The sequence below is a fragment of the Bradyrhizobium sp. 132 genome, from assembly GCF_023074185.1.
Lineage (GTDB): Bacteria > Pseudomonadota > Alphaproteobacteria > Rhizobiales > Xanthobacteraceae > Bradyrhizobium.
On the sequence record NZ_JADPKY010000043.1, the window covers coordinates 23139 to 35874 of the forward strand.

The 12736-nt window shown below is 62.9% G+C and carries 12 protein-coding genes; 11 read left to right on the forward strand and 1 reads right to left on the reverse strand.

All coding sequences use genetic code 11. The annotated features are described in order from the left end of the window. Positions 1-21 precede the first annotated feature (21 nt). Together IVA74_RS07930 and IVA74_RS07935 are read left to right on the forward strand one after the other, a co-directional pair. Entirely contained in the window at positions 22-540 is a 519-nt protein-coding gene (locus IVA74_RS07930) for a sigma-70 family RNA polymerase sigma factor (RefSeq protein WP_247341376.1), read from the forward strand. Beyond that, on the forward strand, positions 537-1310 hold the full coding sequence (locus IVA74_RS07935) for an anti-sigma factor (protein WP_247341379.1): 774 nt from the start codon (positions 537-539) through the stop codon (positions 1308-1310). The genes IVA74_RS07930 and IVA74_RS07935 overlap by 4 nt, the downstream gene beginning before the upstream one ends. A gap of 54 nt (positions 1311-1364) precedes the next feature. Here IVA74_RS07935 and IVA74_RS07940 read toward each other — a convergent pair whose 3' ends face one another. Beyond that, positions 1365-1814: a cupin domain-containing protein gene (locus tag IVA74_RS07940; protein WP_247341381.1), complete on the reverse strand. Its 450-nt coding sequence runs from the start codon at positions 1812-1814 to the stop codon at positions 1365-1367. Positions 1815-2140: 326 nt separating this feature from the next. Between IVA74_RS07940 and IVA74_RS07945 the strand changes: the two genes are divergently transcribed. The 9 genes from IVA74_RS07945 to IVA74_RS07985 all read left to right on the forward strand — a co-directional run bounded on the left by IVA74_RS07945 (position 2141) and on the right by IVA74_RS07985 (position 12475). Beyond that, positions 2141-4924 (forward strand): autotransporter outer membrane beta-barrel domain-containing protein, encoded by a 2784-nt coding sequence (locus IVA74_RS07945; protein WP_247341383.1) that lies wholly within the window; start codon positions 2141-2143, stop codon positions 4922-4924. Positions 4925-5002: 78 nt separating this feature from the next. After that, entirely contained in the window at positions 5003-6028 is a 1026-nt protein-coding gene (locus IVA74_RS07950) for an ABC transporter substrate-binding protein (RefSeq protein ID WP_247341385.1), read from the forward strand. 29 nt (positions 6029-6057) lie between these two features. Continuing rightward, positions 6058-6762, forward strand: a complete 705-nt coding sequence (locus IVA74_RS07955) for an NUDIX hydrolase (protein ID WP_247341387.1) — start codon at positions 6058-6060, stop codon at positions 6760-6762. A gap of 95 nt (positions 6763-6857) precedes the next feature. Beyond that, positions 6858-8168 carry an ABC transporter substrate-binding protein gene (locus IVA74_RS07960; RefSeq protein WP_247341389.1) on the forward strand — a complete coding sequence of 437 codons (1311 nt, stop codon included), beginning with the start codon at positions 6858-6860 and terminating at the stop codon, positions 8166-8168. 31 nt (positions 8169-8199) lie between these two features. Continuing rightward, positions 8200-8967: an ABC transporter ATP-binding protein gene (locus IVA74_RS07965; protein ID WP_247341392.1), complete on the forward strand. Its 768-nt coding sequence runs from the start codon at positions 8200-8202 to the stop codon at positions 8965-8967. A gap of 3 nt (positions 8968-8970) precedes the next feature. Further along, positions 8971-9675 carry an ABC transporter ATP-binding protein gene (locus tag IVA74_RS07970; protein WP_247341394.1) on the forward strand — a complete coding sequence of 235 codons (705 nt, stop codon included), beginning with the start codon at positions 8971-8973 and terminating at the stop codon, positions 9673-9675. Positions 9676-9688: 13 nt separating this feature from the next. Next, a complete protein-coding gene (locus tag IVA74_RS07975) occupies positions 9689-10570 on the forward strand; it encodes a branched-chain amino acid ABC transporter permease (RefSeq protein ID WP_247341396.1) in 882 nt (293 codons plus the stop codon). Further along, positions 10567-11586 carry a branched-chain amino acid ABC transporter permease gene (locus IVA74_RS07980; RefSeq protein ID WP_247341398.1) on the forward strand — a complete coding sequence of 340 codons (1020 nt, stop codon included), beginning with the start codon at positions 10567-10569 and terminating at the stop codon, positions 11584-11586. Before IVA74_RS07975 ends, IVA74_RS07980 begins: the two co-directional genes overlap by 4 nt. Next, a complete protein-coding gene (locus tag IVA74_RS07985; protein ID WP_247341400.1) occupies positions 11546-12475 on the forward strand; it encodes a polyphosphate kinase 2 family protein in 930 nt (309 codons plus the stop codon). The genes IVA74_RS07980 and IVA74_RS07985 overlap by 41 nt, the downstream gene beginning before the upstream one ends. Positions 12476-12736 lie beyond the last annotated feature (261 nt).

Sequence of the window (12736 nt, forward strand, 5' to 3'; positions counted from 1 at the left end):
GAAGATCGGGCGGAGCGCCTCATGAAGGATATGCTGGTTCAGGTCGAGCCGCTGATCCCCGCGCTCCGTCGTTATGCGCGGGCGCTCGTACGCGATCGCGCGGCTGCCGACGATCTGGTTCAGGATTGCCTGGAGCGCGCCGTCAGCCGCTGGCATCAGCGGCGCGACGGCAGCGTGCGCGCGTGGCTGTTCACCATCCTCCACAATCTGGCGGTCACGCAGTTCCGTCAAGCAACAGCGCGGGGCAGGCATATGCCGATCGACGATGCAGGCGAGAGTGAGCTCGTCAGCGCTGCCGCGCAGGAGCACAGGGTGATCTATCAGGATGTCCTGAACAGGCTGGCGAAACTTCCGGAAGAGCAGCGGGCTGTATTGCTGCTTGTTGCCGTCGAGGATCTCTCCTACGCCGATGCCGCGGCGGTGCTGAATATCCCGGTCGGGACCGTGATGTCGCGCCTGTCGCGCGCGCGAGAAAGGCTACTTCAGGAGATGGACGGCATTGCACCGGGGAACGTCGTGGCATTGCGGAGCATGAAATGAGCCAGCGGCCGATCACGGAGGATGATCTCCACGCCTATGTGGACCAGGCGCTCGAGCCCGAGCGTCGCGCAGAGATCGCATCCTATCTGGACGATCACCCTGACATCGCGGGGCGCGTCGCCGCTTTCGCCGCCCAGCGCGAGCAGTTGCGCGGCGCGCTGGCGTCGATCGCCGATGAACCATTGCCGTCCGCGCTGAACCTGTCGCGCATCATTGAGCGCCGGAAGCGGCGTCCCTTGCGGGCGTGGGCGGCGATCGCGGCGCTGTTGCTCTTGAGCATTGGCGGTCTCGGCGGCTGGACCATGCGCAGCCTGTTGCAGGATGGTTCGAGCGGACTGTCTGCGTTGGCGCAGGAGGCGGCTTACTCCTACGGAGTCTACGCTCCGGATCGTGTACGGCCGGTCGAGATACGAGCTTCAGACAGTGCCGAGCTGACGCAATGGGTCTCCAATCGGCTGAAACAGCCGGTCAAGGTGCCGGACCTTGCTGTCTCCGGCTATCGGCTGATGGGAGGACGCCTCGTTGCGACCTCGCATGGTCCGGCCGCGATGTTTATGTACGACGACGATCACGGCGACCGTCTTGTCGTGCTGACGCGTCCGATGAGCAATCCCAGGCAGGATACGCCGATGCTGCCGCAATCAACCGGCAATATTACGGGCTTCGCCTGGGCGGACAGGGGTATGGGCTACACGCTCGTCGCCCAGCTTCCAGCGGACACGCTCAAGCCGATCGCGAACGAGATCCGGAAGCAGGCGCGCCCGATCTAGCCCGGATTTCAAGAACGGGCCCGCGCATTGGCGCGAGCCCGGAAGCGCGATGGGTCAGTCCAGCAGCTTGGTGTCGTCGGGCGCCTGCGGCGGTGTCTTGATCGCGATCGCCTTGACCTGTCCGCTGATCGGCTTGGTGCCGCCATGCGGCGTCCCCTTCGGGATGATGACGAGGTCGCCCGGCTTCACCGTGACTTCCTTGTCGCCGAACCAGATCGTGCCGGTGCCCTCTAAAATGTACTGGATCTCGTTGGTGTTGGGATGCATGTGCTTGGGCACATTGCCGACCTGGATCGAGATGGTGGCGCCATCGGCGCTTGCGAACGTCTTGGAACGGTAGCCGACAGCGTTGGCATTCCCGAGTGCGTCGCCCTCCATCTCGGCGGTGTGAATGATCTGCGGGGCGATGTTCTCGGCGGCGAGCGCCGGCCGCATCAGGTGGGTTGCGCCGCACCCGGCGGCAAAGGCGGCGACGAGCGATAGCGTGATGGCCAGGCGATTCATGGGTAGTCCTCCCCGTGCTGATTATTATTCGAGCGATGGTATGCCGCCGGTACTTGCTTGACCAGCGGTCGGAAAGTCGCCGTCTCAAGGGCCGCATGCTGCTTTGCGGTGATCGGCCGATATGGTCGACGTTCCCAGCGTTGCGCGTTTGCCACAGGGATTTGAAATAGGCGGCCATATTCGCGGGGCTGATCGACTTTAGTCGCCTGATTTGAATAACATGCCGCCAACGCTTGGATCGCTTCGGCGTTATTTTTGATGAGCGTTTGAGGAATATTTTGCGAATTTTCAGGTCTTGTCTGGGAATGCCTTTCGGCGGCTGCCGAATGTCGGGGGCTGCGTTCTTGGCGGCGATGTTGCCGCTGATGCTTTGGCCGATGGACGCTGCGAATGCGCAGTGCGTCGGTTTCCCGGTCCAGACCAATCAGACTTGCACCAATGGCGGGACGCTCGCTGATACCAGTATTCGGGGCATTGGCAATGTCGGCTTACAGGATCTGGGGACGCTAAGTCTGACCAACACCGCGGCCGGCGTGATCTCCAGCAGCGGCTTCAGCAGTCTGGGCATCTTCGCCAATCAGGATTTGAACCTGACGAATTCAGGAAGTGTCGCTGCCGCGGGTGCTGCCAACAGCGCCGTTGCGGTGGGACGGGATGCCACCATTAGCAATTCCGGGATCATCCAGGCTGACGATGGTATGAGTAACGCTATTGTGGCTACGCGCGACGCCAACGTAATTAACTCCGGCACGATTTCGGCCAACGGTGCCCAAGGCACCGGTATTATCGCCAGTCGAAATGCCTATGTGATCAATTCCGGAAGCATCCTGACCGACGGCCCCGATGGCTTCGGTATTTTCGTCGATCTGCACACTGCGACCGTTATCAATTTCGGGGTCATCTCGGCCAATGGAAGCGGCGGCATCGGCATTGTCTCCGGCGAGACCGTCCTTGCGACCAATTCCGGCACCATCTCGGTGAACGGCGTCAGCGGCATCGGTATCAAGAGTTATCAAGACGCCAGTTTGACCAACTCCGGAATCATCTCGGCCGGGGACGGCGGTCGCGGTGTCCTTTCGATTCGAGATGCCACCGTAGCCAATACCGGCACGATCACTGCTTCCAGCACTGGCGTCGCCATTCACGCGCTGCGGAATGCCGCCGTGACCAATTCGGGGCTCATCAGAGCCAACGATACCGGCGGCACCGCCATTGCCGCCACCCAGATCGCCGACGTCAACAACTCAGGGCTCGTCCTGGGAAATCTGTTCGCCATCTCTGCAACGACCGCAAACGTGGTCAATTCCGGCACCATTTCGGTCGGCGGCTTCACCGCGCGCGCGATCCGCGCTTTTCAGGATGCCAACGTCATCAATTCCGGAGTCATTTCGGGCACGATCGCGGGCACGGTTGGAATTTCTGCGGGCCGAGACGCCAACGTGGTCAATTCCGGCACCATCTCGTCGTCGGGCGTCGGTACCGGCGTCGGTGCCGGTCGAGATGCAAATGTATTCAATTCCGGGTCCATTCTGGCTGACGGTCTGTCCGCTACAGCTATCATCGCCGTGCGAGATGCAAATGTGACGAATTCGGGCGTGATCGCTGCCAATGGACGCTCCGGCGTCGCGATCATCGGTCTTCAGAACGCCCATATCGTCAATTCCGGAATCATTTCGGCGAATGGTACGGGCGGCATTGCCATTTTAGTCGATCAGCACAATGCCACCGTGATCAATTCCGGCACCGTCTCGGCCGGCGGCTTCGGCATTCAGGCCTTTGGCTCCAGCAATTTGACCAATTCCGGGATCCTCAGCGGGCGGCTCGCCGCGCTCCAGTTCGTGGGATTGTCCGACACGCTCACCGTGCAGCAGGGATCGCGCATCATCGGCGCCGTCAATCTTGGCGGCGGCGGCGACACCGTCAACATGCGGGCGGTCAACCAGAACCTCACCTTCGATACGCTGGCCGGCGCAACGGTGAACGGCACGGTGCCTTACGTGGTGTCGGGCAACCGGATCGCCTCGGTCGATCCGTCCTCGTTTGCAACGGCCGGCAGCGTGCTTGCCGACTTCTCGCGCAGCGTCTCTGCGGTCGTGCCGGCATTCGACAGCGTGATGGCATCCGGTGGCGGCGTGTCCGCATTCGCTGCGCCCGATAGCGGCATGTCGGGCATCGCCGATGCCTTTGCCGGCATTCCCGGCCTTTCGGCCTATGCCTCGGACGAGGTTGCCTACAAGAGTCCGACCGCGGTTTATGCCGACGGCACCGCCGTGTGGGGCAGAGGGTTTGGCGGACGGCATGTGCAGGCTGCCGATGGCCTGCTGTCGCGCAACGTCACGACCTGGTATGGCGGTGCGATCGGCATCGACAAATCGCTGCGGCCGGATTTGCGGCTCGGCCTGTTCGTCGGCGCGGGCAGCACCCATAACCGCCTCGATCTGAACGGCGACGCCACCGACAGCAATCTCGCATTTGGCGGAGCCTACGCGCGCTACACGTCGGGCGCATCGTTTCTCAATGCGGCGCTGCAGGGCGGGGCCCTGCGCAGTTCGACGTCTCGTCTGGTCAACAACAATCTCGTGGCTAATGGGTTGGAGACGGCGACCGCGGGTTACACCGGCTGGTACGTCAGTCCCGAACTGACATGGGGCCATCGCTTCGCGCTCGGAACGCTGCTCGATTCGCACTACGCGCTGACGCCGAACGTGCAGGTCCGTTACCTCTATGCCGGTTTCGACGGCTATACCGAGACCGGTACCACCGCGCCGCTGACGGCCGGCGGCCGCAATACGCAAAATATCGAGGAGCGGGCCGAGCTGAAGTTCATCCGAACCACGCAGATATCCCCGGCATCGCTGCTAACCATCCACCTGTCCGGCGGGGGGCTCGGTTTGCAGCGGGTCGGTGGCGATACCGTTAACGCCACCTTGCTCACGCAGCCGCTCGCCTTCACCGCACCGGGCGCGGGCAATGTCTGGGGTGGTTTCGGTGGCCTTGGCGTGGAATGGCAGTCGCGCAACGTGTCTCTTTTCGCTGCGGCCGAATATCTCGCGTGGAACAATTCGGGCTCGATCGTCAGCGGCCGGGGCGGCCTCCGGATCGGCTTTTAGTCTATCGTAGGCACGGCATCTTCTCAGGCGGCGCACGCTGCTCTATCGTGCGCCTCGAATTGAGACCGGGAGGAAACCATGAAGAAACTGTTTGGCCGGCTCGCCGGCGCGTTGCTCGCGCTGACGCTCACCACCGGTCTTGCCGCGGCGCAAAGCAAGATCACGATCGCCATCGGCGGCGGCTCCTGCCTGTGCTATCTGCCGACGGTGCTGGCCAAGCAGCTCGGCGAATACGACAAGGCGGGTCTCAGTGTCGAACTGGTGGACCTCAAGGGCGGCTCGGACGCGCTCAAGGCCGTGCTCGGCGGCAGCGCCGACGTGGTCTCCGGCTACTTCGACCATTGCGTCAACCTCGCCGCCAAGAAGCAGGAGCTCCAGGCTTTCGTGGTCTATGACCGCTATCCCGGCCTCGTGCTGGTGGTTTCGCCCTCGCACACCAACGAGATCAAGTCGATCAAGGATCTCGCCGGCAAGAAGGTCGGCGTCAGCGCGCCCGGCTCCTCCACGGACTTCTTCCTCAAATACATGCTCAAGAAGAATGGGGTCGATCCCGCCAGCGCTGCCGTGATCGGCGTCGGCCTCGGCGCCACCGCGGTCGCCGCGATGGAGCAGGGCCAGATCGACGCCGCCGTGATGCTCGATCCCTCCGTCACCGTGCTCCAGGGCAGTCACAAGGATCTTCGCATCCTCAGCGACACCCGCACCCAGAAGGACACGCTCGAGACGTTCGGTGGCGAATATCCGGGCGGTGCGCTGTACTCGACCGCGGCCTGGGTTGCCGGCCACGAAAAGGAGACGCAGGCGCTGACCAACGCGATCATGGGCACGCTCGCCTGGATCCACTCGCACTCGCCCGAGGAGATCATGGCGAAGATGCCGGAGGAGACGGTCGGAAAGAACAAGGACCTCTATCTCGCGGCGCTCAAGAACACGATTCCGATGTTCTCCGAGACCGGCAAGATGGATCCGAAGGGCGCTGACGCCGTGCTCGCGGTGTTCAGCGTTGGCTCGCCCGAGGTCGCTAACGCCAAGATCGACGTCAGCAAGACCTTCACCAACAAGTACGTCGAGCAGGCCAAGAAGACCACGGGGAGCGCCAAATAACTGACGCGAAGGTGTGGTCATCAGGCGTCATGACGTCACCAATCATTCATCGCGTCACCACCCTTGATCTCGCCGTGCGGCCGATCGTCTGGCCGTTCGCCGAGGTGCGGCGCGCCGAGATCGCCGCGCATTTCGCCGAGAAGCAGCGTGAGCGGCCGAAGATCTGGAACGGCCGTGTCCTGCTCGGGCGTGATCCCGTGTTTACGGATGGCCATTTCACCGCGACCTATTTCGAGACCGATTTCGCGAGCTTCCTCGCCTGGCGCGACTGGGGCATTCCCGACAAAGCCGTGTTCAACGGTTTCGGCATGGGCGCGCTGCGCACCTCCGACGGCGCCTTCGTGATGGGCGAGATGGCACAGCACACCGCCAACGGCGGGCGCATCTATTTCCCCTCGGGCACGCCCGACCTTGATGACGTCAGGGGCGACACGCTCGACATTTCCGGCAGCGTTGTCCGCGAACTCGAGGAAGAGACCGGCCTGACCGCGGCCGACTACCGTGCCGAGCCGGACTGGCATTGTGTCGTCTCCGGGCCCACGATTGCAATGATGCAAATTATCAACCTGGACATGCCGGGTGACGTGGCGCGTGCGCGGATCGAAGCCAATCTGGCGCGCGAGGCTGAGCCGGAGCTCTCGGCTATCCATCTCGTGCACGGGATGAGTGATCTCACGCCGTCCATGCCGCGATTTGTCACGGCCTTCGTCGAGCAGCAGTTCGCGTCGCGCTGAAGCGCGAGGCTTGACATCGCTGCGCTCAGCCCATGTGATGGGCAAAAAAGCAAAAGCAAAGAGAATGCAATGCACAATCGTTCAGGGAGGTTTTGATGCGCGTGCGCATGGCTGCCCGCTTGGTGCGTGGGCTGTTGGTCGCGATATCAGCGACGGGCTTGGCGGTCTCCGCCCAGGCTCAAGAGAAGAAGATCAAGATCGGCGTCGTTTTCGATTTGACCGGACCTCTCGCCGGCGGCGGCTCTGAGCTCGGCTATATCGGCGCAAAGATCATCCTCGACCACTTCGCCAGGACCGGCGTCGAGGGCTACAAGATCGAGGCGGTCTATGCCGACGCGCAGAGCAAGCCCGACATCGCCATCAACGAATCCGTCCGCCTGCTCGAGCAGGAGAAGGTCGACATGGTGCTCGGCTTCTTCTCGTCGGCGCAATGTGTGCCGGTGGCCGCGCGAGTCGAGCAGCTCAAGAAGTTCATGTGGATGACGACCTGCATCTCGTCGGCCGTGTTCAACGAGAAGGGCTACAAATACGTCTTCCGGCCGCAGGCGAGCGGCGACCAGTTTGGCATGATGACGATGGATTTCATCGCGCAGAACGCCAAGGCGAAGTTCGACAAGGAGCCGAAGGATCTGCGCGTCGCCATCATCCACGAGGACGGCGCCTATGGTGTCGACGTGTCCAAGGGCAACGAGGCCGGCGCGAAGAAGGCTGGCTTCAACGTCGTGATGAAGGAGGGCTATTCGGCCACCGCGCCTGACCTCTCCGCGCTGGTGACCAAGTTGAAGCGCGCCAAGCCCGACGTCATTTTCCACACCGGCTACAATCCGGACATTACGCTGCTGTTGCGCCAGGCCCGCGAGCAGGGCCTGAAGTTCGGTGCGCTGATGGGGCACGGTGCGGGTTACGGCGTCTATGAGAAGCTGAAGGAAGGCATGGGCGCCGATGCCACCTACATCTTCAACACCGACCCGATCTCGATCTGGCTTGCCAACCAGAAGACCATGGATCCGAAGCTCCCTGCGGTGATCAAGATGGTCGGCGAGGAGTTCGACAAGATCCGGCCCGGCGTCGCCATCCGCTCGGCCCATGTCGGCATCGGCGCGTCCAACACCTATGTGTTCATGAATGACGTCCTGCCGCGCGCGATCAAGAAATACGGTGGTGTCGATCCCGATGCGCTGCGCAAAGCGGCGCTCGACACCGACATCCCCGAGGGCGGCACCATGCTCGGCTTCGGCGTCAAGTTCTACGGCGAGGGCACGCCGATGGCCGGGCAGAACGAGCGCTCATTCCCGGTCGTGATCCAGTACATCGACGATAAATCCTCGGTGGTGTGGCCCAAGAGCCAGGCGCAGCGCGAGGCCGTGCTGCCGCTTCCGAAGGGCACCACCTACAGCAACCAGTAGCGCAAATACGCGTAGCAAGGAGGGCGGAGCGGTGCTGGAAGTCAGCGGGCTGGTGAAGCGGTTTGGTGGCTTCACCGCCGTCAACAACGTGTCGTTCAAAGTCGATCAGGGCGAGATCCTCGGCCTGATCGGCCCCAACGGCTCGGGCAAGAGCACGATCTTCAACATGCTCTCAGGCACGCTGGCGCCGACATCCGGTTCGATCCTGTTCGGCGGCTCCGAGATCGCGGGCCTCGCACCGCACCGGATCATCAACAGTGGTATCGGCCGCACCTTCCAGATCCCGCGGCCGTTCCGCCGCTTGACGATGTTCGAGAACGTCGCGCTCGCCGGATTCTACGGCCAGGGCCGCCACAGCCGTGCCAGGGCCGAGGAGGCGGCCGAGCGATCGCTGGCCATGGTCGGCCTGCCGACCGATCGCCACGCCAGCGTCGATGGCCTCGGCGCAGCCGGCCTGAAAAAGCTCGAACTGGCGAAAGCACTCGCGACTGGGCCAAAACTGCTGCTCGCCGACGAGAGCCTCGGCGGGCTCGACGAAGCCGAGATGGGCCAGGCCGCCGACATGCTGCGCAACATCCGCGACGAGCTCGGCATCACCATCATCTGGGTCGAGCACATCATGGGCGTTCTGATGCGCGTCGTCGATCGCGTGATGGTGCTCGACCACGGCGAAAAGATCTCGGAAGGTTTGCCGAGCGCGGTTGCCGGCGATCCGCGCGTCATCGAGGTCTATCTCGGCACCGATGCCGAGACCACGCAGGCCGCGGCCGCCGAAGCGCGCCGCCGCGCGGGAGGATAGTCGATGCTGGAGCTCCGCGCCGTCAATGCCGGTTACGGCACCTTCCAGGCGCTGTTCGACGTCAATCTCGACGTGAAGGCCGGCGAGGCGGTCGGCGTCATCGGCCCGAACGGCGCCGGCAAGACCACCTTGATGCGCGTCATTTCCGGCCTGATCCGTCCCGCGCGTGGGTCGATCGCGATGGAGGGCATCGACGTCGTGGCGACGCCGTCGCACAAGATCGTCAGTCTCGGGATCGCGCATGTGCCGGAGAACCGGCGGCTGTTTCCGCAGCTCTCGGTCGACGACAATCTCAAGATGGGCGCCTTCATGAAGGAGGCGCGCGGCCATTATGCCGAGCGGCTGGACGTCGTGTTCGATCTGTTTCCGCGCCTGAAGGAGCGCCGCCACCAGATGGCCGGCACCATGTCCGGCGGCGAGCAGCAAATGTGCGCGATCGGACGCGCGTTGATGTCGAATCCAAAGCTGCTGCTGCTCGACGAGCCGTCGGCGGGGCTGGCGCCAGTGGTGGTGCAGCAGGTGTTCGAGCTGGTGAAGCGGATCCGAGCAAGCGGGCTGACCGTGCTGATCGTCGAGCAGAATGTGCAGCAGGTGCTGAAAGTGGTCGATCGTGCCTATCTGATCGAGGCGGGCACGATCAGGTCCTCAGGCACCTCGGCCGAGATGCTGGCGAGCGACACGGTCAAGGAAGCGTATCTCGGGGTGTGAGGTTCATGCGGGCATGCAAGCATTTTTGGACATTTTCGACATCTACCTGCTGGAGGCCGTGATCAACGGTATCCTGCTCGGCGGCGTGCTGGCGCTGCTCGCGCTCGGGCTCAACCTGATCTTCGGCGTCATCGACGTGACCTGGATCTGCTACGCCGAACTGGTGATGATCGGCATGTACGCCATGTATTTCATGGTGCAGCATTACGGCATCAGCTATTTCGTCGCCGCGCCGCTTACCATCCTGCTGGTCGCGGTGCTCGGCGCGGCGCTGCATTACCTCGTGATCGCGCCGCTGCTCACAGCGCCTCCGATCAATCAATTGCTCGCGACCGGCGGGGTGCTGTTCGTGCTCCAGAGCTTTGCGACCGTCGCCTTCGGCATCGACTTTCGCAACCTCGGCATCCGCCTGCCGGTGCTCGCCTTCGGCGAAATGCATTTTAGCTATGCGCGGCTGCTGTCCTTTCTGGCGGCGCTGGTCGGCATGGTCGTGGTCTATCTGTTCATGACGCGGACCTTCACCGGCACCGCGATCCGGGCGATCTCGCAGGACCGGCAGATCATGGCGCTGATGGGCGTCGACACCAAGCGGATCTATCTCATTACCTCGGCACTCGGCGGCGCTCTGGCCGGGCTCGCCGCCTGCCTGCTGGTTCTGCAATATGACGTGCATCCCTTCGTCGGTCTGTCGTTCGGACCGATCACCTTCCTGATCTGCGTGCTCGGCGGCCTCGGCAATTTCATCGGCGGCTTCATCGCCGCCTTCGTGTTCGCCGAGATCATCTCGCTTGGCGGCCTGTTCTCCGATCTCGAATGGGGCTATGTGCTCGCCTTCGCCTTCTTCATCGTCATGATGTTCATCCGCCCCGCGGGCCTGCTGGCGAGGCGCCGATGATGGGGCGGGGGCGGCTTGCAGCCTGGGCGATAGGATTAGCGGCGCTGGTCGCGCTGCCCTTCGTCTATCGCGATCCCTATCATCTGCACATCCTGGTGCTGATCCTGATCTGGTCGTTCGCCTATACGTCCTGGTCGATGATGGGGCGGTTCGGCCTCGTCTCGCTCGGCCATGGCGGTTTCATGGGTATCGGCGCCTATGTCACCGCACTGCTCTGGAATCATCTGGGATGGTCACCCTGGATCGGCATCCCCATCGGCATGGTCGCGGCCGGCGTGCTGGCGCTGATCGTCGGCTATCCCTGTTTCCGCTTCCGCATCACCGGGCACTATTTCGTGCTGGTGACGCTCGCGCTCTCCGGGATCGTGCTCCAGGTCATCACGGCGACGCGCGACTATACCGGCGGCTCGCTCGGCTACACGCCGAACCGGGCCCCGGGCAACAAGCTCCTGGCGCTGCAATTCGACGACAAGATCACCTGGTACCTGATCGCGCTCGGGGTCTGGCTGTTCGGCATCGTGGTCTGGCACTGGGTTGACCGCAGCATGGCCCGCTATGCGCTTGAGGCGATCTCGGAAGACGAGGACGCTGCGGCCGCCGCTGGCGTCGACGTCACGGCGGAGAAGCTGAAGATCACGCTGCTCAGCGCGGTGATGACGGCGCTCGCCGGCGCGATCTATTGCCAGTACCAGATGTTCATCACGCCCGACACCGTCAGCGGCATCGCGGTGTCGCTCCAGATGGTGTTCGCCGCCATCGTCGGCGGCCTGTTCGTCTCGCTCGGCCCGACCTTCGGCGCCGTCATCACGATCCTGCTGGCCGAGACCTTGCGCATTGGTTTCGGCACCAAGGCGGTCGGCTGGGACAATCTCGTCTACGGCGTGTTGCTCGTGCTTTTCATCATATTCCTTCCCAAGGGTATCCTTGGTAGCTTGCTCGATCGATTGAAGCCGCAACGCAAGGTGCCCCGCGCTCATGAGCAAGAAGCCGTCCAAATCGCTCGCCCAGGAACTTGACCGCTACATCACGCCGTTCCGCTACGATGGATCGGGCAAGTTTCATCTCAAGGACCACAAGACCGACGCGAAGGGCGACCTCGACAAGGAGAAGGCGCAGGAGCTTCTCGACGCCAACAAGAAGCGGCTGATCGCGTTTCAGGAGAAGCTCTACGCCCAGGACCGCTGGTCGGTGCTAATCGTGTTCCAGGCGATGGACGCCGGCGGCAAGGATTCTGCGATCAAGGCGATCTTCGAGGGCATCAATCCGCAGGGCTGCGAAGTCAGTGCGTTCAAGGCGCCGAGCAGCAAGGAGCTCGACCACGACTTCCTCTGGCGTCACGTGATCGCGCTGCCGGAACGCGGCCATATCGGCATCTTCAACCGCTCTCATTACGAGGAATGTCTGGTGACGCGCGTGCATCCGGAGATCCTTGCCAAAGAGAAGCTGCCGCAAAAGCTCGTCACCAAGAACATCTGGAAAGAGCGGTTTGAGGACATCTCCGCCTTCGAGCGCTATCTCTCGCGTAACGGCACCGTGGTGCTGAAATTCTTCCTCAACCTGTCCAAGGACGAGCAGCGCGAGCGCTTCCTCGACCGGCTGGAGGATCCGTCCAAGCAGTGGAAGTTCTCCATGGACGACATCAAGGAACGTGCGCTGTGGCCGCGCTACCAGGCGGTCTATCAGGACATCGTGCGCCACACGGCAACGCCGCATGCGCCGTGGTATGTCGTGCCGGCCGATCACAAATGGTTCGCCCGCGTCGTGATCGGGTCGGCCATCGTCGCAGCGCTCGAAAAGCTCGATTTGCGCTTTCCGCGCGCCGACAAGGCGTCGCGGGAGGAATTCGGCGAGGTGCGCAACGCGCTGGAGAAAGAGGGCAAGGGAAGCAAGGGGCGAGCGAAGTGACAGTCGATTGGCGCGAAGCCCGCCCACTCGTGGTCACGGACAAAAAACGCGAAAACAACCCCATGCACAGTAGCCGAGGATAGCGAAATCAATGGCTTGAGGGACACTATAGACGGCTGCGGATTTTACGAAGCCGTTTGACTCGTCGGGCAAAACAGGAGCAGGATGTCACCATCGGCCCCGTCGTCCCCTCAATACCCGCGGCCCCACCAGTAGCAGAGGCGCTCGACATTGGTGGGAAGGACGGCCTCGTAATTTGCC

Coding starts and splice junctions, on each gene's coding strand:
- IVA74_RS07930 (WP_247341376.1), top strand. CDS start 22: ATGAAGGATATGCTGGTTCAGGTCGAGCCGCTGATCCCCGCGCTCCGT.
- IVA74_RS07935 (WP_247341379.1), top strand. CDS start 537: ATGAGCCAGCGGCCGATCACGGAGGATGATCTCCACGCCTATGTGGAC.
- IVA74_RS07940 (WP_247341381.1), bottom strand. CDS start 1,814: ATGAATCGCCTGGCCATCACGCTATCGCTCGTCGCCGCCTTTGCCGCC.
- IVA74_RS07945 (WP_247341383.1), top strand. CDS start 2,141: ATGTCGGGGGCTGCGTTCTTGGCGGCGATGTTGCCGCTGATGCTTTGG.
- IVA74_RS07950 (WP_247341385.1), top strand. CDS start 5,003: ATGAAGAAACTGTTTGGCCGGCTCGCCGGCGCGTTGCTCGCGCTGACG.
- IVA74_RS07955 (WP_247341387.1), top strand. CDS start 6,058: ATGACGTCACCAATCATTCATCGCGTCACCACCCTTGATCTCGCCGTG.
- IVA74_RS07960 (WP_247341389.1), top strand. CDS start 6,858: ATGCGCGTGCGCATGGCTGCCCGCTTGGTGCGTGGGCTGTTGGTCGCG.
- IVA74_RS07970 (WP_247341394.1), top strand. CDS start 8,971: ATGCTGGAGCTCCGCGCCGTCAATGCCGGTTACGGCACCTTCCAGGCG.
- IVA74_RS07975 (WP_247341396.1), top strand. CDS start 9,689: ATGCAAGCATTTTTGGACATTTTCGACATCTACCTGCTGGAGGCCGTG.
- IVA74_RS07980 (WP_247341398.1), top strand. CDS start 10,567: ATGATGGGGCGGGGGCGGCTTGCAGCCTGGGCGATAGGATTAGCGGCG.
- IVA74_RS07985 (WP_247341400.1), top strand. CDS start 11,546: ATGAGCAAGAAGCCGTCCAAATCGCTCGCCCAGGAACTTGACCGCTAC.